The following is a 25008-nucleotide window of genomic DNA, read 5'->3' as shown; positions in this document are numbered from 1 at the left end:
AATTATCAGCACCAGACAGTTTGAAACACACCTGCCAGAAACACCTCAAATAAATCGAAAAAATTTCAAATAAATAGATGCTTACAGAGCATTGGGAATGCAAACTAAAAAATTAGGCTTGTTTGCCTCGACGAAAACCTACTCCTAATAGGCTTATATCCAGGCAGGCCAGAGATCTCAGTTCAGGAACGCTGCCGCCTGGGCCGCCACCGCCCAAAGATTTGTTAGTGCGCTGAACCTCAACATACATTTTATATGCTTTTCTTCGAGGGGTCATTACGCAAGAGTATGGAGAAGTGAAATTCAAGCGTGTCAAAGGGCCAAGTCACTCTGCTACGCAAGGGCTAGTGAATTCCATCAGCCATCGAGTTGCGCAGTACCTGGAGAAATCAGGCTTATTTGTGCGAGATACGAATAACACATTTCTGACCTTGCCGCTTGAAGATGAAGATAGTCTGCTGTATTTACAAGCTGCATCTGTTAGTTAGCGCATCGCCGATGGAAATGGATGTTGGCAAAAAATATATCCGCTATAAATGCTCCCAACCGAAACAAAAGATAACTTTGGTCAATGAGCACAATTTGATGGTTTTAGATGACATGCCTGGGTGTTCGCCGACCCCCATTAAGCAGATAAACCTGGGCGGCTATGTAGATATATTGCGAGACCAGCGATTAGCGAATAAAGATTAAGTGTTACCTATAGAGGTAAACTCAGATATGAACTCAAGCCACTCTACAAAGACGGTACAATTCACATCTTTTGGGGGCCGCTAGAATTTATAGGCAAGCTCGTTGAATTGGTGCCGCCTAGAATAAACTTGACTCGGTGTTATGGTGTTCTTGAACCAGGTCGATGTCATGGGCTCGGCAACCGGCGAGTCAGAGCGAGTATGCAATATCGATATTGCTGCGTGCGAGAAATGCCAAAGGTACAATGGGACGATAATTGCCTGCTTCCTGGAACCTGATGTTACTCAAAAAAATAACGGGTCACATCAACAACATATATTCAAATTCATCGAAAGTATCGCACTTGTCGCGACTTCGGGAGCTTCCCAATGAGCAGCACGCCATAGAGTTCGCCATTCAACGCGACTTCGGTTTTGGACTTTCAATACCCAAGGACTACTAACATACGCAACTAACCGCCTCCATTTTCACAACTCTCACCAAAATGCCCTTCAATAAATATCAAACCATGTTAAAAGACAGCTGTGGCACGGGGTAGTGTATAGTGTTAATTTATCTTATACTCAGCTGATGATAAGTTGAATTCTCTAGTAAAGATACTGATTTTAATGGTTATTTATCACATACCAGTCTTTATCAGGATATCAGTCAAGATCATCCTGAAGGCGGGCAGTCAGTTGGATGATGTTAGCGCCTACAGCGAGCTCGTCGAGAGGAATAATCATTTCACCGAAATGATGACACGCCCGATCGAATAATAAATTAGAGTCAGACAGAGCTGGCCTCAAACTTAATCACTGGATGAACATCGTGGCAAATCCCGAAGCTATCATGAAAAAACAGACCCGTATATTGACCTCCGTTAGCCGACTCCAGGTCAGTAGGGTGAGTGGCGTGTTGAAAAAAGCGTTGAACAGAGTAGCGCGGGCTGGTATAGCGAGAGGCGCTCCACCAGCCTGGTTCGGTTATCGAGGTGTACCCCATGAGACAGTCCAGGCCTATTTTGCTCGACACTCTGGATCAGCGGATGCCGGAACGTACAAAACGGTGCATCCTCGGGGGCAGGCGACTAATCCACTGCCAGCCAATATGGCCTCGCGAGATCAGCTTCCGGATGATCAGGGCTGGTGGGGGTATTCTTTCTGGGATGTGCCGGAGCGAACCAGTGATGAAACGTTTATAGCAACAGTTCCGGATTGCCTCATCACCTGGTACAAGGATCCCGATAAGAAAAATGATTTTTATCCGGCGATCCTTAACAAGGATTCCCGAGCTTTTGATATGCGTGAACTGCGCTTCCGCCCACTTCACGCTACCACTCTTTCCCGTTCGCCAAAACCTGCCCGTCTGAAGAAAGCAACCTGGTTCATCGAGCGGGTCTATCACAACCATTCCCATTGGCTTACGGCTCACATGCCCAGACTGCTGCTGTTACGAGAGCAAGGGTTGCTTGACCAGGTAATATTACCGCCCGAACGATCAGCCACTATCGATGATTCTCTGCGTCTGCTGGGGCTCAAACCAGAGGATTTTCAGAGCTACGACCCGGACCGGCCACTGATTGTTGACGAGCTCACCATATTGGGCACAGACCGGTTCCGACCTGAACTTCTGCAAATGGTGCCCGAAGCCTACGGCGTTCACGAAGCCCCAGCTCCACACCGAAAAGTCTTCATTAGCCGCTTGCGAGCCGCTCGCCGGCGACTCGTCAACGAAGAGGAGGTTTGGAAGCTGCTAGAGCCGCAGGGCTTCGAGCGCGTGTTGATGGAAGATCTTTCCTTCGAGGAGCAGGTCAGGCTCATGCGTGAAACCGCCGTTCTTGTGGCGCCGCATGGGGCAGGTCTGACGAATATGATGTTCTGCCCTAAAGGGGCGGACATTATCGAAATTGCGGATCTTGGTTTCCCAAATCCGAATTTTTACGCGCTGGCCGCTGCCATGGGACACCGATACTGGCTGATCCCAGCAACATCGCTCGGCGATGTTCACCCTCTTGAGAAAGACCTGCAGGTCGATCCGGTTCTGGTGAGTGAAACCCTCAACCAAATGAAAGTCTGAGGCCAGCTCCTTTTGGCAATTTTTTCCACTGAAGGCTATGCATGAAGTTGACAGATAGCAGATATAGTTTTAAAAATCTTGCTGACAAAGCGAAAAGGAGTGTGTTATCCGTTTTGCGACGAAAGCCCGATTTTCTGATCGCCGGTACGCAAAAACGCGGAACAACCTCTCTCTATGCCTATCTCAAGGAGCACCTTCAGGTCCCTACTTCGACGGGGCCCAGGGAATTGCATTTCTTCAATATGTATGTCCATAAAGATGATCTTCTCGTTCTGGATTACCAGGATATGAGCAGCAATCTCCACAGATTCCTGAAGCAGATCTGGGACTTTCTTGGCAACGATGAGTTCACCAGGGAAAAGTGTGACAAGCTTTGAAAAACCCGCCACTGGGTGGGGGCACAGAGACGCCCTTGGGCAGAAGATGGAGCAGCTATGGCCGCGCTTCGGGAGTATTAGGCACCACACAACGAAAAACTTTTCATGTTGCTGGAACGCCGGCTGTATTAGCAGTAGTGTGTCAAGCGCAGGGGAATCATAGAGACGTTATGCCATGAATTTAGGAGACCAGATGAAGAGCACGGATATCAGCATTGCCGTCATCATACCCTGCTTCAACGCTGAGCAGTATCTCGCTCAAACCCTTGGCTCTGTGCTCATCCAGAGCCGGCCCGCCAACGAAATTGTGGTCGTTGATGATGGGTCCACCGACGACAGTCTTACCATTGCGCGTCGATTCGAAGTCGCTTATCCCGACATCGTCAAAGTGCACTCGGAGCGCTCCGGCAATGCGCCCCGAACTCGCAATATTGGTGCTGCTCTCACCCGTGCCGATGCTCTCATGTTTCTTGACGCTGATGATGTATTGGCGCCTGATGCTCTTGAAGCTCTCGCCGCGGCCCTCGCAGCACATCCAGGAACACTTGCTGCCTGTCCCTGGCGGCGTATCGAATTGCAGGACGGCAAGTGGCTCAGTCTTCCCGCAACCTGTGCCCCCCGTAGAGCCGATCAGGATGCATTAAGTGCCTGGTTGACAGGATGGTATTACCCGCCTTGCTCGGTACTTTGGTCACGAGAAGCCTTCACCCTTATCGGCGGCTGGGACGAGGAGGTCACATCGAATCAGGACGGCGATCTGGTTATGCGGGCGCTTGTGCACGGCATTGCGTTGACAGAAACTGAGACCGGAACGGCTTACTACAGAAAGCTACCCCAGGGCCAGACTTCTTTGAGCGGCAAGCGACTCAGCTACGACGGGCTTAAAGGTAGAATCAAGGTCATCGAAAAAATCGCCCGGATGTTAGAGGAGAGCGGTCGTATTGAGCCTTACCGCCAATCAATCAGACGAGCTTTCGCGTCGCTTTCTTCAAATGCAGCACATCGTTATGAAGGCTTGTGCCACTACGCACAGATGAAAGGCGATGAATACGCGCCACCGTTCTGGAGTCGTGTGTCCACGCGAGCTGCAGACTTTCAGCGCAATCCTGCACAGACAAGACCGGCCGCCCTTCCACCGCGCGATCAGGTAGAAGAGATCCGGTTCGGCTTGGATCTTGGGAGTCAGGTGCTAGAGGCTCAGGAAAACCTGCCCAAAGCAAAAAGTAACGGTTGGGAAACCTCAGTCGAGCACCCCGCAGTTAGTGTTATTATTCCTGTCTACAATCGCGCGCACCTTCTTCACCGCACACTCGACGGTGTTCTGCAACAGACATTCGAAGACTTCGAAGTCCTCATTATCGATGACTGCTCGAAGGATGATCCTGCCTCGGTGGTAGCCGCCTTCGAGGATGCCCGACTGCGCTATATTCGGCAGCCTGAAAACAGGGGTGTCGCCGCTGCACGTAACCGGGGTTTGCGGGAAGCGCGAGCGCCGTTCGTTGCTTTTCTTGATGACGACGATGAGTGGTTTGCGCAAAAACTGGAGTTGCAGGTCAATTTGTTGAAGGACGCATCGCAGGAGGTCGGCCTTGTTTACACGGGCACCGAGACCGTCTTTGATGAGGGTAGTCCTGTGAAGGACAGGCCTTCTGCACGCGGCGATCTGTATCTGGAGCTGTTGATCCGGAATATCCTTCATGGCGCGCCAGCCAGTGCCCTCATGCGCCGCAATGTCATCACCAACGTCGGCTTCTTTGATGAGACACTTCCTGCCATTGAAGACTACGATTACTGGTTACGCGTGTGTCGCTACTACAAAATTGAATGCATTAGTACACCCCTCGTTCGTTACAACGATTTCCGAGCGCAGTCAGACACAAAGCAAAACCAGGAGCGGCGTTCGCTTAACATCAAGGCAAACCTCGACGCACGCGCACAGTTTTACAAGAAGCACGGTAAACAGATGCGCCTGGCGGGCGTCGCTCATCTCTTTTTGATCGACACCGCACGCCGCGCTCTGGTAGATGAGTGGAGCGACCGACAAACTGCAAGACGTCTATCGTTGCAAGCACTGCTATTAGCGCCAACTTCCAGGCCCGTTCACCATATGCTGCTGAGGTCTTTTGGCTTATTGAAAGCGCGGCGACTTATAGCTGGGTTGCTTCCCGCCAAAGGCTGAATAGGAGACTCCCGGCAAGAGTCAGACTTCATATGAAAGTAAAGGAAACAATGAAAGCATTAGAAACATCAGTAAATCCTGAAACAGGGAAGCCTGTCGCTCTCAGGCGAGTGTTCCTTTCGCCAGGCTCCCGTGACCGCTCGGAGCCCATGTATGGTCTGGCGCGCGAGTTAACAAGTCTGGGCATCAAGGTTTACCCATCGGATCAGACGATGACAGATAATCCTTATCAATGGCTGAATTCGGCATTTCGCGGCCAGGCTTTCGTTTTTACTCGGTATTTCAATTACGACGGCCGATATCTTCGACGCCAAATCTATCGTGCCAAAATGCTTGGTTGTATGGTTGTACGGTGGTGGGTGGGCTCAGACGTATTGAACTGCCTGGAGTCTGAGCAAACTATGCGAGTTGCCAGGCAAGTCGACAAGGCTGTAGATCTTAATATTACTGTCTCGCCGCATCTGGTCACCGAACTGCGCGACATTGGAATAAAAGCCGAATACGTACCGTCATTTTGTGACTTCACTGCGCTGCAAGATGCCTCTCCAGCAAGGCTGCCAAAAGGTGTCCTGACTTATCTACCGACCAATCGCAGAGCGTTCTACGGCGAAGAAGCGCTGATTGCTGCCATAGAAGCAAATCCAGATCTCGAATTCTTCGTCATCGCCGATGAATCCCACGCTCTGAAACACTACCCCAACGTCCATAGCCTTGGATGGGTTGATGACCTACAAAGTATTTGGTCGCAGGTAGGCCTGCTGCTAAGGGTGACTGAACACGATGGCATGCCACGGATGGTCCTGGATGCGCTTGCCCGCAGCAGATACGTAATTTACTCCGAATCGTTTGACGGGTGCTGGTTTGCGAAGTCCCCTGACCAGGTGCTCAAGCATCTGGAGGCATTCAAGGCACTCGAGGCCCCCAATGTTGAAGGACCTGCAGTTGTGAATATTTCGAAGAATGCGAATCACCAGTATGCCAAGCTGATAGAGAAACATCTCCGGTCTGGGGACCTGAAGCGACGCTGGCAAGTGATGAAAGCCTATTGGCAACTGAGATGAGATAAGCCCCATTCCAGCAGCTACGTCCGCAGCCACTGCTAACGGAGGATGGAGGGTACTGAAAAATTTTTCGCGAGTGCTGAAGCGAGCTATGAACTGTCTGCTGGACCACGGCGTATCTAATGGGTTCGCAGTTGTCAGGCTCGGTGAAAAGCTTGATGGGTTTGCGGCGAGCCAGTCACCAGATTGCGCTCAATCTGTGGGGAGGGTGACTTTACAATCCACTTTACCCATGTTACTTGTTAAATCTGATGTCCGTTCAAATTTCGCACGCAAAAATGGGTCAACAGATTTCGTTGGAATGCCAGCAAGACCTACAATAATAAATGGAGTTTAATTCCCATGGCAAAGATAACTGTTGTGATTCCCGCATATAATGCAGCGAATACTATCCGGCCATGTTTGGATAGTGTTTGTGAACAACTTCGCCCGGTCGATGAGATCATTGTCGTTGATGATGGTTCCTCTGATGTTACCAGTAGCATCGTATCTGCTTACAGCGACAAGGTAAAACTAATAGTCCAGGAGAATCAGGGAAGCGCAAAGGCCAGACAGACTGGCACTGACGCAGCCGTGGGTGATTACATTGCCTATCTGGACTCTGATGATTGTTGGCTTGACGATCACTTGCTAAAAGTCGAGCGCGCGCTGAATGCAACCACAGTTGATTTTCTGTTTACAGATCTGAGACGTGCACGGCCGGGGGCTTCGCCTTCAGAATACTCCGTAAGAAATAGTACATTCTTCCCCTGGTTCAGGGAACGCTTTCTAAGTAAAGCCAACACAGTCTCTGGCGTAGATAAACTCTACGAATTTTCTCAGCAGCAAGCTCTTGATCTATTACTAAAAGGTTACCCAGTCTTTCCGTCAACGGTTGTAGTAAGCAGAAAAGTATTGCAGAGCGTAGGTGAATGGGATGTGAGATTCAAAAGGTGTCAGGACTTCGACTTTGTGCTGCGCATAGCACGAAAGTTTGGCATGTATTATTTTGACGACGTCCATACTATATTGAGTTTGCATGAGGGTAACTCCGATGCTAACGCTTATGTTCTAATGCAGAAAACTGGTGGTATCAAGGTTCTCAAAACCCATCTGGAAGAAAACCGAGACAATCCGGAATACTCAATGGTTGTTAAGCATGCGCTGTCCGCGAAACTGTATGATATTGGCAGAAGATATATGCAACAAGAAGATTATAATAATGCTATTAGCACTTTTATAGAAACAATTTCTTACCCCGGAAAACGTAGTAAAGCTATGATTCAATTGCTCTTAAGTGCTGTTTTCGTATCAAAAAATTATTGTCTGAATCTCATGAAACATTCCCACCTACGCTGAGTCGTAAAGCTCAACCACAGTGCGGCAGATACAGCCTAGAAACCTGCATCCCTGAAATACACCCTGGCGACTTAAATCGCGTGCGCCAGTCCACTCCTTTCGACTGCGAATACGGCTCGATATTTTCCCTTATGAGCTCAATCTAGATTCAGAATCGATCAGTTCAGATCCAAATGGTGTACTGTTCAACCCGTACTTGAGGCGTTTGTTGGCTTCACGGGCACCTGGGAATGCCGAAGTGTTGCCGCCAGCGCCCTGGACGTTAGACTCTGCCTCTTGCTCGATCAAACAGAATCGAGATGCGGCAGAACTTTCAACAACAGTATGTAAGACACTTTTTTCCTATCTTCATCGGGATTCACTACGTCACAGACATCAATCTGGACAACCTCAAAAGATCGTAAGCCTGCGCGATAGGTACATTTCAGAAAGAGGCCATAGGTGGGGTGCTGAGCGACATTAGTATGCAATAATAAGGTAAGTTAATTTTGACTAAACGGTTGTAAACCCGAGGTTTTTTAATCCTTTTGTTTAAATTTTTTGAGATCTTTAAGTCACTTATCACCGGTAATGTAAAACTGACCCACTGAGAGATTCGTCTTCCGAAATCTTTTTTGGAGGGAACTAACGAGAGGGGATCGTCAGTACTGATTTTCTGTTTTTTTGATGGGTTTATTTTCTAACTAAAAAGGCAGTTGATGCCCGACACCTAGCAAGTAATACCAAATATAAAGCTGTCGTACTCTGCTAATCATCCTTTGCGCAGTACTCCATGTTAAGCGTCGAGATTTTACGAGGTTGAAGTAATTCTTTATCAATCGTTGCGCCGGTGATCGAAATTGCTGAGACATAGGAGAAGTCGTTTGATGCAAGAAAGTCGAGAAATAGTTTTAGATCTTTGCGATGCTGTAGATGATCTTTCTATCAAGCGGCTCGCCACTGCGGGAGGCTATATAGGCCTCAGACCATACAATCTTTGATATTTTTTTATTTAGATGTGTGGAGAATTCGCCTCTAGGAGTCTTGCGCGTGATATGTTCATAACGTAGCTCTATATGAGGTGACTACTATTTTCGATCTTTGAATACGAGGATATGAGAACGGTTTGCTAAAGAGCAGTTATAAGTTAAGCAGGAAACTGGTCGCTTTGCAGCAGTTAGCCCCTTTCAGCGTGCCGCAAACCGCCTCAAAGAGTTTTTTTCGTCAAGTAAACGCGGTGATCAATGATTGTAGTTGGTACCCATATTCGAAGAGCTGCTTAAATATAGTTGCACAATAAAAACCGATTGCCTGTCGGTTTTTATTGTGCAACTATATCAATAACGGCAGTCAGAGAAAAAAGCGATGCAGCTAGGCGAATTAGAGAAACAAGTTTTGCACTATCTATGGAATATTGAGCAAGCGGATGCGAAACAAGTCCACAGTGCTCTTGGGAAAGCTCGTGAAGGCTCGCTTAATACAATTCAAAGTACTCTCGATAGATTGTTTAAAAAGAACCTTTTAAGCCGGACTAAACAAAGTCATGCCTACTTCTATCGAGCTAAAGTAGATCGCGAGGCCCTTATTGCCCAATTGATTACTGATGTCACCAGCGACTTTGTTGAAGAGGGTGAACACAGTCTGATTGCAGCATTTAGTTCCGCTTCTACTAAGCTCAATGATTCACAGCTCGATAGGCTTGAAAAAATGATTGAACTTCAACGTCAAATGCGCAAGGAAAGTTGAGATTCATGTTTGCCGGAAAATTAGCTATCTCACTAAATTTATTAAGCATTGGTATTTTAGCCTTTCTTATCAGTGTGTTATTTTTAGTATTTAGTACAAATTTTCTCCTGTTACGTTTGCGAAACCTAACCTTTAAATGGAGAAAAGTAGCGTTATGGCTGGTCGTTATCGCTCCATGGATGGTGGCGGCATGTAGTATGCTATTTTTCTTGTCAACTTTGTCTATCGTGTCTTCATTTGACTGGCTGGGTAGTCTTGCCCACTGGCACCATCTAGATACCTTTAACCTTATTAGTTGGCACGGGCTTACTTTGCTATGTACGTTGGGCTATTTGGTCTGGTCAGCAACAAAAATGCTCTTTTTTCATTACCGACATACTTCAGCGATGGCAGGTTTGACTGACTTGTCTGACCCTCAGACCCGCGAAAGTATAGGTCATTATCGATATTATCTTTTAAATGCGTCATCTCTTTTTGCTTTTACCACCGGATTGGTACACCCAAAAATTTATTTTTCAAGCGCTCTGAAGAAACAGGTCAACGAACAAGAATTGGATATCATAGTAAGGCACGAGGCTGCGCATGTGCGCTCACGCGATCCTATGTTTAAAATGATTTTTTGTGGCTTTGCCCAGTTTTTACCTCGAGCAGCCGCCCGAAATCTAATTAATCACTATATCTTGCTAACTGAAGAAATCGCTGACCATTCAGTTTTGCAGCATTATGATTGCTTGGATGTAGCCCAAACTTTGATAAATGTTGCCCGGGTACAGCACTCTATTTCAGATGACCCTAAATTTGGACAGGCGAGTTACTTTGGCAACGATCAGATAAGCATGCGGATTCAGCGTCTTATATGCCCGTCCACGCCACCATCACGTCTTGCTATCGCTGGTATCGCTACAGGCCTGAGTTTATTGATACTTGCAATTGTACCGATATTAGCGGTATCGACGGTAGATAGCATTCATCATTCAATTGAAGCCGTTTTCACCCACCAAACAAGGTAAAAGAATGGATATCCGTTTTCTGAGTACTCGCACCTTCAAAAAACCGATTGCTAGTCGGTATTTTGCAGTATTTCTGGGTGCTAGCTTTTTTTTCCCAGCGACCGCTGTTGAGCCCTCAAAAGAGGTTCGGGTAATAAGTTTGTCAGACGCTGTAGCAATGACGTTGAACAACCATCCAGATTTGAAAGCGTTGGTGGCTGAAGAAAGCGTTTGGAAAGGAAAAATACAGCAAGCAGGAATAGGCATACGTCCTCAGGTTAGCTTGATGTTAGAAGATGCTATGGGAACGGGTGACTATAGTGCGACAAAGAATATGCAATCGACAATGAGCTTTTCATGGTTACTACAAAAAGAGCAACTCGATACCCGTGTCAAAAGTGTTCAAAATGCAGCCAGTCAATTAGCGTTAGACAAGCAAATTAAAGCGCTTGATCTGGCGTCAATTGTCGCTAAAAACTTTATTAACATTTTGGTTGCCCAAGAGCGCTTGGAGCTAAATGAGGCTGCGGTCACACAGGCTGTTGAAGTCACAAATGTTATTTCAAAAAGAGTGAAAGCAGGCAAAGGTTCAGTTGCTGAAGAGCAACTGGCTCAGGTCGAGCTAAGCCATCGTAAACTGACGATGGAGGACACGGAACATCAATTGGATGGATTATACTACCGGCTCACCGCATTAATCGAAGGCGGTACATCAAATTTTATTGTCTCAGGTAATTTACTCGAAGTACCTGCTATTCCCTCTGTAACAAAGCAGCTAACGAAGTTACAACAAACGCCTGGCGTGAAACGGTTAGCCAACGCTCAGCGTTTGGCACAATCCCGTATTGAGTTAGCTCGTATTGAAGCAAAACCTCAATGGCAATTTTCTGCGGGCTTACGACGATATGAAGCTACCGATGATTTTGGTTTTGTGGCGAGTGTTGCTATCCCCTGGGGCGACAACAACCAAAATGCTGGGAAGGTTGCCGCATTGCGTGCAGAGCAACAGGTATTGGCGCGTGAACAAGAGGGGCTTTTGAAAAAGCTTGATGTTCAGCTCTATGTTTTACTTCAGGAAATGAAGCACTCCGAACATGTTATTCAAACAATTCGAAACGATATTATTCCATCACTAGAAAGCGCGCTTACTGAGTCAAAAGTCGCCTTTGAACGTGGTCAGTTAAATTACAACCAGTATAGCAGCGTACGACGTGAACTATTGAACGCGCAGTCAAAGTTGCTAAGTGCGTTTGAAAGCCTGCACTTACAACATATTGAAATTCAACGCCTGACCGGTACCTCTATAACACAGTGAGATTTTGTATGAAAATTAGCAATGCCTTTTCTTCAATCAGTCTGGCACTTCTACTGAATATAAGCTTGGGGTTAAGTGGTAGTTTCACTTCGCCGTTCGCCATCGCTGCCAGCGAAAATGTGACTACTAACCCTGAAAAAGGAGCACATGGGGGACGTATGTTACGAAAAGACAACCTTGCGTTAGAGCTATCAATTTTTGAAGCTGGAGTACCGCCTGAATTTAGGGTGTGGGTAACGCAAAATGGCAATCCCGTACCGCCTGCTTCAGTAGATTTGACTGTTAAACTCACCCGACTTGGTGAAGGAGTGGATAACATCAACTTTACAGCTCAAAGTGACTTTCTACGTGGGGATATGGAAATTTATGAACCGCATTCCTTCTTGGTTACAGTCACCGCAAAGTACAAAGATGAGACTTATATCTGGGAATACGAAAATTTTGAAGGGCGAACCTCAATCGAACAAAATGTTGCGAACGCAATGGGAATTAAAACAGAAATTGCAGGAGCTGCAGTATTAACGCAAAGTATTCCTGTTTTTGGTGAGCTAACTTTGCCTCCTTCAGCGGTACACAATATATCGGCCCGGTTCGAAGGTGAACTAATCACTATTCATGCGGAATTGGGAGACGAAGTACAGAAGGGACAAACTTTACTTACCATCGAAAGCAATGAAAGCTTAAACAAATACGAAGTTACAGCACCTTCAAACGGAACAATAATTGGTCAGTTTGCCAATATAGGTGAGCAAACCTCAGACCGAACCCTATTAAAAATAGCGGATACAAGCTTCTATATGGCTAAGCTTGCTATCTTCCCCAGCGACCATCAGAGCGTCAAGCCTGGAGCTACTGCGACCCTTAAAGTTGAGGGAAGAAAAGGCGTGATTCAGGGTGAAGTGTCTTTTATTCAGCCACAGGTACGTGAAGATCAAGCAAAGATTGCTTGGGTGAAAGTTTCCAATAGCAAGCGTCAGCTATCGGCGGGAAGCTTTGTTACAGCTGATATCAAAACCGCCACTATTGATGTTCCTTTAGCCGTTAAACGGGTGGGTCTTCAAGGGTTTAGAGATTTCACGGTGGTTTACGCTAAGGTTAATGAGCAATATGAAGTACGAATGTTGACGCTGGGAAGACAAGGTGAAAAATGGGTGGAGGTATTAGGGGGACTGACGCCCGGTACTGAGTATGTCACCGAAAATAGCTATATTCTTAAAGCCGACATCGAAAAGTCTGGCGCATCACACGATCATTAGGAGTGTAAATCATGTTGGAGTCGATTCTACGCTTCTCGATAAAGCGGAATTATCTTGTGCTTGCACTAGTACTTGCATTAGCTGGGCTAGGGCTATGGAACTATACTAAGCTTCCGATAGATGCAGTTCCTGATATCACCAACGTACAGGTAATGATTAATACCGAGGCGCCCGGTTATACCCCGTTAGAAGTTGAGCAGAGGGTCACTTTTCCATTGGAAACTGCTTTGGCCGGTTTACCTGGTCTAACTTATACGCGTTCTGTCTCGCGTTACGGTTTATCACAAGTCGTGGCTATTTTTAGTGACGACACAGATGTTTATTTTGCACGACAACTTGTCAACGAGCGGCTGTCTTCGGTTCGTTCTGAACTTCCTAATCAGGTCACTCCATCACTGGGTCCTATCGCAACCGGCCTTGGCGAAATATTCATGTTTACTGTAGATGCGAAGCCGGGTGCGAAGTATGGTGACGGAACACCTATCACACCAACCGATCTGCGCACTGTGCATGACTGGACAATCAGACCACAACTTATGCGTGTTGAAGGTGTAGTGGAAGTGAACCCAATTGGTGGGTACGAACGAGAAATTTTAGTAGCGTTTAAACCCAAAAAGCTATTAGCCCATAATCTGACTCAGGCTGATGTAGTTAAAGCTATAACAGAGAATAATCAAAACCGGGGTGCAGGGTTTATTGAGCAAAACGGCGCTCAGTGGTTACTCAGAATTCCGGGCCAGGCTGAAGATACTGAGGCGATTGGTAACATTCCTGTAAAATCCAACCAGGCATCGGCTCTGTACATCAAAGATGTTGCAGAAATAAAGAATGGCCAGGGTTTGCGTAACGGTGCGGCCACGCAAAATGGCCGCGAAGTTGTGATGAGCACCGTATTTATGCTCATTGGCCAAAATAGTCGCACTGTTGCTCAGGCTGTTGGCGAAAAGCTCAAAGAAATAAACAAAACACTACCCGCTGGTATTAGCGCAACTGCTGTATATGACAGAACCAAGCTAGTAGATAAGACCCTGACAACAGTTCAGAAAAACTTAGCGGAAGGCGCTATCCTTGTAATAGTTGTTTTGTTTTTGCTATTAGGTAATTTTCGGGCAGCCTTCTTAACCGCATTAGTTATACCTTTTGCAATGTTAATGACAATAACCGGAATGGTAGGAACCCGCGTAAGTGCAAACCTGATGAGTCTGGGTGCGCTAGATTTTGGTTTATTAGTCGATGGAGCTATTATTATTGTGGAAAACTGCTTGAGACGTCTAAGTCAGGCTGCCAATAATGAACCAAGTAAAAGCTCAGTACTGCCATTAAACGAACGGATGGGATTGGTCTTCGAAGCGACGCGAGAAGTTATCAGACCTGCGATGTTTGGGGTATTTATAATTACAGCTGTGTACCTTCCGATTTTTGCTTTAGAGGGTGTTGAAGGAAAAATGTTTCACCCAATGGCGACTACAGTGGTGATAGCATTATTGAGTGCAATGATACTATCTATAACTTTCGTGCCTGCCACTATCGCTCTTCTGTTTAAAAAACCAGTTCGGGAAAAGCAGAGTTTAATTATTCGGGGCGCTCTATGCGTGTATCGTCCTGCTTTAGGGTGGGTATTAAAATTTCGCTGGGTGGTACTGGGTGCCGCTACGGGGTTAGTTGTATTTTTTGGCTACCAAGCCACAAAACTGGGTAGCGAATTTGCGCCAAATTTGGATGAAGGTGATATCGCTATGCATGCGTTACGGATTCCAGGAACGTCGTTGAGTCAGGCTATCGCGTTACAGGAAACGTTAGAAGAAAAAATTAAAATGATGCCCGAGGTGGAGCGAGTTTTTGCCAAAATAGGCACAGCAGACGTTGCCACCGATGCGGTACCTCCGAGTGTGGCAGACAACTTTATTATTCTCAAAAATCGTAATCAATGGCCCGATCCGGATAAACCCAAGGCTCAAATTGTAGAAGAACTGGCTGCTCTGGTGAAACCAGTACCTGGAAATCGATATGAATTTTTACAACCTATTCAAATGCGTTTCAACGAATTACTGGCCGGAGTACGTGCTGAACTGGCTATAAAAGTATTCGGGGATGATTTTGATGCTTTGACTAAATTGGGAGCAGAAGTCAATTCTGCAATTGTAGATATCGACGGTATTGCAGATGTTCAGGTTGAACAGACGACCGGCTTACCGATGCTAAACATACTTCCTAAGCGACAAAAACTTATGCAGTACAATATCAGTACTGCCGATCTACAATCTCAGGTTGCCACTGCTATGGGAGGAACAGTAGCAAGTAAGTTTTATGAAGGTGATATACGCTCTGATATTGTAGTGAGACTGGGTGAGTCGCAAAGGCAAGACGTAGACGCATTAGCATACTTACCGATTCATCTTTCCAATGGCCGCAGTGTTCCTCTTCAGGAGTTGGTAACCCTTGAACTCGTCTCAGGAGCTAATCAGATTAACCGGGAAAATGGTAAACGCCGAGTCGTGGTAACGGCAAATGTGCGAGGTCGGGATTTAGGCGGTTTTGTTGCTGATATCAAACAAGCTATTGAAACTAAAGTTAAAGTTCCTGCGGGTTACTGGATTGAATACGGGGGAACTTATCAGAAGCTTCAATCAGCCTCAAAACGGTTAAGTATTGTTGTTCCGGTAACGTTAATTATGATTATTGGCTTGCTTATCCTGGCCTTAAGTTCCTTTAAAGATGCAATGATCATATTTACAGGGGTGCCGTTGGCGTTGACGGGTGGGATCGCCTTTTTACTAATAAGAGACATCCCATTTTCAATATCGGCGGCGGTTGGTTTTATTGCTTTGTCTGGCATCGCGATATTGAATGGCCTGGTTATGGTTTCTTTTATCCGAGAATTACGGAACAAAGGGGCTACCTTAAGCGAGGCGATTTTTGATGGGGCCCTGACCAGACTTAGGCCAGTATTGACCACTGCGCTGGTTGCCTCGTTAGGTTTTATCCCTATGGCGCTTAATACCGGGATAGGGTCTGAAGTACAGCGGCCTTTGGCTACCGTTGTTATCGGCGGAATCATTTCCTCGACGTTACTGACTCTGTTTGTTATACCTGCGCTTTATCGGGTTTTACATAAAGAAAAGGAAGATAATGTGAGCAAATCTACAATTTCAGGTTCTTCAAATGTCTAGTCAGTTGATCAGTGTAAGTCGTTGCTTGCTTATTGCAATACTGGTAATGGTTAGCTTAGAAAGCTTCGCGCACGGTGTTGATGACAATACACGCACTTTTTTGGAACACAATGAAGGCATACAGTTTGCCCCGTTTTTGTACATCGGGGCCAAACATATGCTCACCGGCTACGATCATTTGCTTTTTTTGGGCGGCGTTGTGTTCTTTTTATACCGCAGCAAAGACATTTTACTTTACGTTACTCTATTTACCCTTGGCCATAGCATCACTCTGTTACTGGGGGTATTAAGCGATCTTCAGGTTAACGCCTATTTAATTGATGCCATAATTGGGCTATCGGTGGTCTATAAAGGCTTTGATAACCTGGGCGGATTCAGACGTTGGTTTAACTGTCATCCAAACACACAATGGGCTGTGCTGATATTTGGATTATTCCACGGTTTAGGGCTGGCGACAAAACTGCAAGATTTCGAATTACCCAGCGAAGGCCTGATAACCAACTTAATTGCGTTTAACCTGGGGGTAGAAGTAGGTCAATTTGCTGCGTTAGCGATTATTTTACTTATTATTAATGCATGGCGTAAGTCAGCTACCTTTGAGCGGTTCGCGGTAGCTACCAACACCTTGCTAATGAGCGCCGGATTTATGCTTATAGGTTACCAGCTTACGGGCTTCGTGTTGTTATAAATAGCCAGATTTTTCTTCGTATTAATAAAAAACAGAGAGAGTTATGCCCCATACAGTCAGCAGCAAAACCCTGATAAAAGCAACGTGTGCCGCACTAGTGGTAGCAATCGTGGCGTTGATAATGTTTATCTTACCGGCCGAGTATAATATCGATATGACCGGCGCCGGCGAAAGTCTGGGACTAACTACATTAGCGCAAACGAATGAGCCGCCATCAGCGGACGGCGAAACGTTAATTAAGAGCGGGGAAATCTCCGACAACGAACAAACAATAGCAGTGGTTGTGCCTTCAGGACGAGGCGTAGAGTATAAGTTTTTTATGCCGCAATACGCCAAAATGACCTATGAATGGCAAACCCAGGGCGAAGCCCTTTATTTTGACCTTCATGGTGAACCTGAAGGCGATACGTCAGGCTACTTTGAAAGCTACGCAATTACCACCGCCGCTAAAATGGAAGGCAGTTTTACCACACCGTTTGCTGGTTCTCACGGCTGGTACTGGAGAAACAACACAGACAAAGAAATCACTGTGACACTCACCGTAGCAGGGAACTATGAAGTTATTGGGCTGAAAAAGTAAGTCTACTATGGTTTAGCGCCACAAGGGGGCTTCGGTTTTATTGCTTAAGAGTAATATAGTGTACGAATTTCGGAGCCCTTGACGACGCTATTAAATCAACGGAAAAGTTATTATGAAGACGATTAGCAAGGTGGCAAAACAATTAAACGTGAATGTTGAGACCATTCGCTTTTATGAGCGAAAAGGGCTGATTGATAAGCCATCGGCGCCTTCAACCGGGTATCGTGTTTACCCAGAAGCTACTATTGCTCGGATACATTTTATTAAGCGAGCTCAAACATTGGGGTTTACACTCAGTGAAATTGGGGAGTTGCTTACCTTAAGTGACAGTCCTTGTCATAAAGTTGAGCAGCTGGCCAAACAAAAACTGGCTGAAGTAAAAGCCAGGTTGGCAGGCTTACAACAATTAGAAACCGCACTGTCTGCGCACATTGTCCAATGTCAGAGTAATAACGAGAGCGACTCCTGTCCTATCATTAATACCCTGCTGCTTTAGAACCTTTTTTGATAACCCCAGACAATCAATTACATCCCTGTTTTCTTTACTTCAAAAAACTATCGTAAACCCTGCTTGACTCCGTACCTTGGTACATAGTTTATATTCTCGTCATCAGGCTACGATGAGAAAGAATATGAACACGAACAAATCTGCGCTTTCTATGTTAAGTGCGATTAGCGCTGCTATTGGCGCTAGTCTTTGTTGTGCAGGGCCTTTAGTCCTGTTGCTACTGGGTGTCAGTGGCTCATGGATAAGTACTCTTACCGTCTTCGCACCTTATCAACCGTTTTTTATACTTATCACCGTTTTGTTACTAAGTTATGCGGGTTGGTCTGTTTATCAAAAAGAAGAAGTTTGCGAAGCAGATAGCAGGTGCGCCCAGCCCAAAACTATGCGCCGTCGCAAAGCACTATTTTGGATAACAACTGCCATCGTGGCTGTGCTGATCACCAGTCAGTACTGGCTGGTGCGGCTGGTCTGATTTTATGTTTCCCCTTACACTACCAAGTAAATAAGCGAGGATGTTATGAAAAAGCGCGTGTGTCTGTTAACCCTGCTTTTCAGTGCGAATATAATGGCAAAAATGCAGGCCGTAGAGCTAAACGTACCTTCGATGAATTGCGCTACTTGTCCGCTAACCGTAAAAAAATCTTTAGATAATGTACAGGGTGTACATTCTGTCGAAGTTACCTATAAACCCAAAGTGGCAAAAGTCACCTTTGACGACGAATATACCGAAATTGAAGCATTAATGGCAGCGACCAAAAATGCTGGCTACCCCTCTACCTTAGCTCATCGTCCAGGAGTAAAATAATGTCATCAAAACGTACTTATGATGCTGCTAAAGATACTGATGAGGGTCATGCGTGTGCAAATTCTGTTAATCAAAATGATTCTTCCTCGCTGCATATTGCGATAATAGGCAGCGGCTCAGCAGCCTTTGCCTGCGCCATAAAAGCCGCGGAAAGCGGAGCAAGTGTTACCCTCATTGAAAAAGCAGAGCACGTGGGGGGCACCTGTGTAAATGTGGGTTGTGTGCCATCAAAAATACTGATTCGGGCAACTCAGCTTATGCAGCATCAGCGCGCAAATCCGTTTGATGGAATTACAAATATGCAGCCAGAGATTCAGAGGAGTCTACTGTCACAACAAATAAACACTCGGGTAGATGAATTGAGAGAAGCAAAATATCAGTCAATTCTTGACCGAAATCCGGCTATTACCTTAATTCGAGGTAGCGCGTGCTTTAAAGATGCACGAACGCTGTTTATTGATAAGCCAGATGGTTCGCAGCAAACACTTAACCCCGACAAAATAATGGTAGCTACCGGCTCGACCCCGACCATACCTGATATCGAAGGTCTTAATGACACTCCTTTCTGGACATCTACAAAAGCCATTTTTTATGAGGCGGTTCCACAGTCGCTGGCAGTTATCGGTTCGTCAGCCGTGGCAGTGGAAATAGCCCAGGCCTATGCGCGTTTGGGTAGTAAAGTGACCATCCTTGCTCGCCACACACTTTTGTACTCAGAAGACTCTCTTCTGGGTGAAGAGCTTACTGAATGCTTTAAAGAAGAAGGCATTCGGGTGCTTGAATATACTCAGGCACACAAGGTTTCTTATAATGACAATCTATTTACACTGATTACTGATGACCACACGCTGGAAGTACAACAACTGTTGATTGCTACAGGGCGCCGGGCAAACACCTCAGAATTAGATTTACAGGCCGCAGGCGTAGAAACAGATAAAAGTGGTACGATTTTGGTTAATGACCAACTGCAGAGCTCGGTCAAACATATCTATGCTGCTGGGGACTGTACCACTATCCCACAGTTTGTTTATGTTGCGGCCGCCGCCGGAACTAAAGCGGCTTTGAATATGACCGGCACCCCGGCTAAGTTGGATTTAACCACTATGCCAGCGGTTATTTTCACCGACCCGCAAATAGCGACTGTTGGTTTAACTGAAAAGCAAGCTGAGGCGAAAGGGTACGATGTTACCAGTCGGGTGCTAGCTATGGAAAATGTGCCTAGAGCGTTAGCTAACTTTAACACCCAGGGGTTTATTAAGCTGGTGGCTGAAACGACATCTGGCAAGTTATTAGGCGCACAAATACTGGCTCATGAAGGCGGCGAAATAGTACAAAGCGCAGCATTGGCAATCGCAAATTCGATGACAGTAGAAGAGCTCGCCAGCATGTTGTTTCCATATCTGACTATGGTTGAAGCGTTGAAGTTGTGCGCCCAGACATTTAACAAAGATATAAAAAATCTTTCCTGCTGCGCGGGTTAACCATTATCTGCTCTACGGGATTAACTCTATTAGGCTGCCTTAGCAACCGCGAAGCAGCCTTAGATCTGATGCTTAACGTACTTACAGCGCTAACCTGAACGTTTTATCGCGATAACTTTGTAAAATCTTCACGCATTACAGATAATACTTTTCGGCTCTACATTATATACTGATGACGTATTTTCACAAAAAACTTTTCTTATTTTATATCAGTTCAGTTAGTGTTGCTCTAATCTTCAGATAGCATTTTCATCTTCTTTCTAACTTTACCTTCATGATTTTAGCAAGGTATTTTAGGACGTTAATTTTTGTATGGTGTATTAATTTGATAGTCGGGCTTTTCTATTGTTATAGCTATTTTAAATAAACGAGCGATAATCTTAAGCATTTTCGGTATAAGATTAATTTTGTGTAATGTTTTTTGAACTTATAATCCACATGAGAGGTAAAAAGTTTTTTAACCATATTTTTTAATGTTTGTTTGAGGGTCTGAGTATGAAATATTCAAAGTTCTTTGCAATGATTGCAACATCGACAATCGCGATGTTCGGATTGATGTATTTAAACACATATGCCATGTCACATGTCTTTTTTAGTGAAACCAGAACCTATATGGCCATTTACATGGGCGCTGTTATGGCCATTATTATGTTGGCATTTATGTTGGGTATGTATAGTAACAAAAAGCTAAATGTCAGCATTTTTGTCGGCGCATTTATCATATTCATTTTAGGCGTATTCCTGGTCCGGTCGCAAACCACCGTATCAGATACTTCTTACATGAAAGCCATGATTCCGCACCATTCGATCGCGATTCTTACCAGTGAGCGTTCGAATATTGAAGACAAACGCACCAGAGAATTAGCAAATGGCATTATTAAGGCGCAACGCAAAGAAATTAAAGAAATGAAATGGCTGATTGACGATATCGAAAAAAATGGTAAGGCCAAAACTGCTGCAGAGGCTGCAAATCGCCCCATTCCTGACTTTAAAGGCAAGCTATAACAGGAGCATATCTCATGAGCAAGAAAGCAATCATTTATCGGATGGTTACCGATGAGCATATTTGTCCGTATGGTCTGCGCTCTGTCGACCTGTTAAAAAGAGAAGGGTACGATATTGAAGACCATAAACTAACGTCTCGGGAAGAAGCTGACCGGTTTAAAGAAAAGCATGATGTTGAAACAACTCCACAAACCTTTATAGATAATAAGCGCGTGGGTGGCTACGACGAGCTGCGTGAGTTTTTTGATAAAGATGAAGCTGGCCAGCAAGGCACTACCTATACACCGGTTATCGCTATATTCTCGGTAGCCGCGCTATTAACACTTGCACTTCAATGGTTTGTATCAGGGGACTTTTTCTCTATTCGAACATTGATGCTATTTATAGCGTTTTCTATGACGCTGTTAGCGGTTCAGAAACTTCAGGACCTATATAGCTTTACCAACTCTTTCATTACTTACGATTTGTTGGCAATGAAATGGGTTCGATACGGGTATATTTACCCGTTTGTCGAAGCTTATGTCGGTATTGGTATGGTGGCACAATTGCCCGCGCTTATCGTTGCACCTTTCTCGTTATTTATCGGTACGGTGGGGGCGGTATCGGTGATTAAAGCCGTGTACATAGACAAGCGAGAATTGAAATGTGCCTGTGTAGGTGGCGACAGCAACGTGCCCTTAGGCTTTATCTCACTGTCAGAGAACCTGTTTATGATAGTAGGGGCGTTGATTATGTTGTTCTGGTAGAGGGTGGCATAAATTCTGCTTTTTGTAGAGAAATTGAGTGAACAAAACGGTGACATTATGCAATTAGATTCAAACTTTTTTTCTACAAACTCTCTTACTACTCAGCCTAAAACTGAGCAAAATCAGACGCAAGGGGGCTGTAATAAAGCCGACAGTAAAGATGAGAATAAACAAAGCTTCAAAGATATTTTGAGTAGCCTTGAAGGCAAAAAGTAGTACCTTTTTCTCATTCTATAAAAAAGGCCGGCAAGTTATTGCCGGCCTTTTTTTATTTGTTTTTTTTCTAAAAAACTATTAATGTGTTCTGTGAATAGTTAATTCAAAACCAAAGTCTGGCGCCAATGACTATTCCTTTTTCTGATGTATCTTCACCGAGTCTTTTTAATTTATCCCTTTTGTTTCCTAAAGATTCGCTCCAGTAAACTCCAATGTAAGGGGCGAATTCTCTTGCAATTTCCTGCCGATATCTTAGCCCTATTCTTATATCGCTAAAGCCACTTTCTCGATCGTATTTTTCAGAGTCGGTTATATTGGCAACTAATTCAATTCTTGGTTGTAAATAAGAGGTTTGCGATAGCAGCCACTCATATTCAGCTTCGCCCACAAATTGAATATCACCTTCTTTGTTTATCCTTAATGAATTTTCCATTTCAAACCAGTAGGGTGCCAATCCTGAAAAACTAAATACAGCGTATTCTTCTAAATTACTTTCTGAGGATAATTCTCCTTTTACACCAGCGCCAACTTGGAAAGACCAGAATGGTGAAACTAGATACCCATACAGAAGTTCAGCTCTTTCAAGATCGGTGGGCTTACCGTCATTTTGAGTATTTTCCCCTTCGCTTTTAAATACTGCGCGATGATAGTCGCTTCCATACCACGCCTGCATATCCCATACTGCCCGATTTTCCCGGGCGTTAGTACGAGTTAATTCAAGCCGGTCAAAAAATACCTGACCGGTGATAATTTCAGGCACGGGGGAAGGCCATTCGGGTTTAACCTGAGCTTGTGTACTGAAGCAACTTAGTGTGCCCACAAGCAAAATACTTTTGTTGATATTTTTCATAATTTGCTCCTTACGACACATTGACCACACGAAACATACCGGCTTCCATGTGATAAAGTAGATGGCAATGAAATGCCCAGTTACCAGGTGCATCAGCGGTAATCAGTAGCGACACTTTTTCACTTGGTTTCAAATTAATAGTGTGCTTACGTGGACGAGGATAATTGCCATTTTCAAGCTCCATCCACATTCCGTGCAAATGAATCGGATGGTCCATCATGGTGTCGTTCACCATGACAAGTCGTAAACGCTCTCCAAATTTAAAGTTAACGGGCCCATCGACTTCATTGAATTTTACTCCGTCAAAAGACCACATATAACGTTCCATATTGCCGGTTAAATGCAGCTCAATTTGTCGGGAAGGTTCTCGTTCATCTGGCCAGGGATGCGCACCTTCTAAATCGGTATAGACAAGAACGCGCCGGGGAGCATCTTCAAGACCTATACCTGGTTCATCAAGTCTGGACTGAGGATTTTTAGCAATCATTGCCGCCCCGGCTCCATGGTGGTCATCATCATGCTCAATCGTGATGTTTTCTACAGGCAAGGCACCGCTTTCTGCGTTTGCGTGGGAATGCGCGGAAGCTTTACTTTGATGACCTGAGCCTGACATTTTATCCATGTTCTGCATGCTGCCCTGTGTGTCAGAGCTCATGTTCATACCACTTGAATTGTCATTCATCTTCATGCTACCCATACCCATTGCAGCCATACCGCGTTCGGTCATTTCGCGGCGAGCCGGAATAGGGGCTGACATTCCAAGTTGCGGGGTAAGGGTACCGCGGGCAAAACCACTTCTATCAAAACTTTCAGCAAAAAAAGTAAAGGGTTTGGCAGATTTAGGCTCAACAATAACATCGTAAACTTCTGCTACACCAATGCGAAATTCGTCAATTTTAACGGGCTTTACAGGCTGACCATCGGCAGCAACTACGGTCATTTCTAATCCAGGAATTCGGAAGTCGAAAAAGGTCATGGCAGATCCATTGATAATACGCAGCCTGACTTTTTCACCCGGCGAGAATAGCGCCTGCCAGTTATCATCCGGCGTCCGACCATTCATAAGGTAGGTATAGGTACTGCCGGTTACATCAGCAATATCTCTGGGGCTCATGCGCATGTCCCCCCACATTTCACGTTGTTTCCAGGTTTTTGCCAGCCCCTGTTCACTCACGTCATCGAGCGTGTCGAATATTGTGCGTTTTTGATAGTTGTAATAACCCTCGGCCACTTTCAGTTTTCTTAAAACATCGTGTGGATCTGCAAATGTCCAGTCACTAAGCACAATAGTATGTTCGCGGTCTGCGCCTATATCCCCATCTTTAGGTTCAATAACCAAGGGGCCTAAGTGCCCGCGCTGTTCCTGTACCCCTGAATGACTGTGATACCAGTAAGTGCCGTATTGCTCTACATCAAATGCGTATTTGAATGTCTCACCCGGTTTAATACCGGCAAACGAAACACCCGGAACCCCATCCATATTTTCAGGAAGTAAAATTCCGTGCCAGTGAATAGACGTATCTTCGTTTAATTGATTGGAGACATGCAAGTTTGCACGCTGACCTTCGCGTAGCCTTATTAGTGGGCCCGGCATTTGCCCGTTGATTGCAATTGCATTACCCAACTTGTGGCCAATAGGCATGCGGGCGTTAGCAATGTCTAAATGTATGACGTCGCTGGTAAGCACCTGATCTTTAAAATTGCGGCCCTGAGGCGCCGCCCAAACTGGCGCTATACGAGAAAGCGCAGCGGCAGCACCCACCCCTAACGCACCTAATACAAACTTTCTTCTACCTTGAGCAATATCGTGCATAGCAAGGTTCCTCCACAATTCACATCCCAATTCACCGATATGCAGGGCGCTGATAAATATAAGCAGCACCACTTCTCAATGAAATATGGCTATATTTAAATAAAATCTTTTAACGTATTTATATTAGCTGTGTAGAGGGGCAATCGGAGGTCTGA

At 45.4% G+C, this 25008-nt stretch carries 23 protein-coding genes; 19 read left to right on the top strand and 4 right to left on the bottom strand.

Annotated features, from left to right (window positions below):
- Positions 1 to 112: 112 nt before the first annotated feature.
- Together JK130_RS01250 and JK130_RS01240 are read right to left on the bottom strand one after the other, a co-directional pair.
- Complete coding sequence (locus JK130_RS01250; protein ID WP_218352380.1) at positions 113 to 250, bottom strand: hypothetical protein; 138 nt, start codon at positions 248 to 250, stop codon at positions 113 to 115.
- Between the two features lie 1211 nt (positions 251 to 1461).
- The gene (locus JK130_RS01240; RefSeq protein WP_218352379.1) at positions 1462 to 1677 is read right to left on the bottom strand and encodes a hypothetical protein; all 216 of its coding nucleotides are present in this window, start codon (positions 1675 to 1677) and stop codon (positions 1462 to 1464) included.
- Between the two features lie 105 nt (positions 1678 to 1782).
- On the opposite strand from JK130_RS01240, the gene JK130_RS01235 reads away from it, so the two are divergent.
- The 19 genes from JK130_RS01235 (at position 1783) to JK130_RS01145 (ending at position 22190) form a co-directional block, all read left to right on the top strand.
- The gene (locus JK130_RS01235; protein ID WP_218352378.1) at positions 1783 to 2751 is read left to right on the top strand and encodes a glycosyltransferase family 61 protein; all 969 of its coding nucleotides are present in this window, start codon (positions 1783 to 1785) and stop codon (positions 2749 to 2751) included.
- A gap of 41 nt (positions 2752 to 2792) precedes the next feature.
- On the top strand, positions 2793 to 3128 hold the full coding sequence (locus JK130_RS01230; protein WP_218352377.1) for a hypothetical protein: 336 nt from the start codon (positions 2793 to 2795) through the stop codon (positions 3126 to 3128).
- Positions 3129 to 3321: 193 nt separating this feature from the next.
- Complete coding sequence (locus JK130_RS01225; protein WP_218352376.1) at positions 3322 to 5307, top strand: glycosyltransferase family 2 protein; 1986 nt, start codon at positions 3322 to 3324, stop codon at positions 5305 to 5307.
- Between the two features lie 50 nt (positions 5308 to 5357).
- Positions 5358 to 6368, top strand: coding sequence for a glycosyltransferase family protein (locus tag JK130_RS01220; protein WP_218352375.1), 1011 nt, complete (start codon positions 5358 to 5360; stop codon positions 6366 to 6368).
- Between the two features lie 342 nt (positions 6369 to 6710).
- Complete coding sequence (locus tag JK130_RS01215; RefSeq protein WP_218352374.1) at positions 6711 to 7706, top strand: glycosyltransferase family 2 protein; 996 nt, start codon at positions 6711 to 6713, stop codon at positions 7704 to 7706.
- A gap of 1344 nt (positions 7707 to 9050) precedes the next feature.
- Entirely contained in the window at positions 9051 to 9431 is a 381-nt protein-coding gene (locus JK130_RS01210; RefSeq protein WP_218352373.1) for a BlaI/MecI/CopY family transcriptional regulator, read from the top strand.
- 5 nt (positions 9432 to 9436) lie between these two features.
- Positions 9437 to 10441, top strand: coding sequence for a M56 family metallopeptidase (locus tag JK130_RS01205; RefSeq protein WP_218352372.1), 1005 nt, complete (start codon positions 9437 to 9439; stop codon positions 10439 to 10441).
- 4 nt (positions 10442 to 10445) lie between these two features.
- Positions 10446 to 11735: a TolC family protein gene (locus JK130_RS01200; protein ID WP_218352371.1), complete on the top strand. Its 1290-nt coding sequence runs from the start codon at positions 10446 to 10448 to the stop codon at positions 11733 to 11735.
- An 8-nt stretch (positions 11736 to 11743) separates the two neighbouring features.
- Positions 11744 to 12991, top strand: coding sequence for an efflux RND transporter periplasmic adaptor subunit (locus JK130_RS01195; protein ID WP_218352370.1), 1248 nt, complete (start codon positions 11744 to 11746; stop codon positions 12989 to 12991).
- Positions 12992 to 13002: 11 nt separating this feature from the next.
- On the top strand, positions 13003 to 16161 hold the full coding sequence (locus JK130_RS01190; protein WP_218352369.1) for an efflux RND transporter permease subunit: 3159 nt from the start codon (positions 13003 to 13005) through the stop codon (positions 16159 to 16161).
- Positions 16154 to 16849, top strand: coding sequence for a HupE/UreJ family protein (locus JK130_RS01185; RefSeq protein WP_218352368.1), 696 nt, complete (start codon positions 16154 to 16156; stop codon positions 16847 to 16849). The genes JK130_RS01190 and JK130_RS01185 overlap by 8 nt, the downstream gene beginning before the upstream one ends.
- A gap of 43 nt (positions 16850 to 16892) precedes the next feature.
- Positions 16893 to 17429, top strand: a complete 537-nt coding sequence (locus tag JK130_RS01180; RefSeq protein WP_218352367.1) for a hypothetical protein — start codon at positions 16893 to 16895, stop codon at positions 17427 to 17429.
- Between the two features lie 109 nt (positions 17430 to 17538).
- Positions 17539 to 17925: a mercury resistance transcriptional regulator MerR gene (gene merR, locus JK130_RS01175; RefSeq protein ID WP_218352489.1), complete on the top strand. Its 387-nt coding sequence runs from the start codon at positions 17539 to 17541 to the stop codon at positions 17923 to 17925.
- 136 nt (positions 17926 to 18061) lie between these two features.
- Positions 18062 to 18409 carry a mercuric transporter MerT family protein gene (locus JK130_RS01170; RefSeq protein WP_218352366.1) on the top strand — a complete coding sequence of 116 codons (348 nt, stop codon included), beginning with the start codon at positions 18062 to 18064 and terminating at the stop codon, positions 18407 to 18409.
- 45 nt (positions 18410 to 18454) lie between these two features.
- Positions 18455 to 18742, top strand: a complete 288-nt coding sequence (merP, locus tag JK130_RS01165; protein WP_218352365.1) for a mercury resistance system periplasmic binding protein MerP — start codon at positions 18455 to 18457, stop codon at positions 18740 to 18742.
- Positions 18742 to 20223, top strand: a complete 1482-nt coding sequence (merA, locus tag JK130_RS01160) for a mercury(II) reductase (RefSeq protein ID WP_218352364.1) — start codon at positions 18742 to 18744, stop codon at positions 20221 to 20223. The genes merP and merA overlap by 1 nt, the downstream gene beginning before the upstream one ends.
- A 495-nt stretch (positions 20224 to 20718) precedes the next feature.
- Positions 20719 to 21228 carry a DUF305 domain-containing protein gene (locus JK130_RS01155; RefSeq protein ID WP_218352363.1) on the top strand — a complete coding sequence of 170 codons (510 nt, stop codon included), beginning with the start codon at positions 20719 to 20721 and terminating at the stop codon, positions 21226 to 21228.
- 14 nt (positions 21229 to 21242) lie between these two features.
- On the top strand, positions 21243 to 21974 hold the full coding sequence (locus JK130_RS01150) for a MauE/DoxX family redox-associated membrane protein (protein WP_218352362.1): 732 nt from the start codon (positions 21243 to 21245) through the stop codon (positions 21972 to 21974).
- 57 nt (positions 21975 to 22031) lie between these two features.
- Complete coding sequence (locus JK130_RS01145) at positions 22032 to 22190, top strand: hypothetical protein (RefSeq protein ID WP_218352361.1); 159 nt, start codon at positions 22032 to 22034, stop codon at positions 22188 to 22190.
- Positions 22191 to 22293: 103 nt separating this feature from the next.
- Here JK130_RS01145 and JK130_RS01140 read toward each other — a convergent pair whose 3' ends face one another.
- Both JK130_RS01140 and JK130_RS01135 read right to left on the bottom strand, forming a co-directional pair.
- Positions 22294 to 23040 (bottom strand): copper resistance protein B, encoded by a 747-nt coding sequence (locus tag JK130_RS01140; protein ID WP_218352360.1) that lies wholly within the window; start codon positions 23038 to 23040, stop codon positions 22294 to 22296.
- A gap of 10 nt (positions 23041 to 23050) precedes the next feature.
- On the bottom strand, positions 23051 to 24853 hold the full coding sequence (locus tag JK130_RS01135) for a copper resistance system multicopper oxidase (RefSeq protein WP_218352359.1): 1803 nt from the start codon (positions 24851 to 24853) through the stop codon (positions 23051 to 23053).
- Positions 24854 to 25008 lie beyond the last annotated feature (155 nt).

The sequence above is a fragment of the Alteromonas lipotrueiana genome, assembly GCF_019249245.1.
GTDB classification, from domain to species: Bacteria; Pseudomonadota; Gammaproteobacteria; order Enterobacterales; family Alteromonadaceae; genus Alteromonas; species Alteromonas lipotrueiana.
This window is presented reverse-complemented; position numbering and strand designations above follow the sequence as displayed.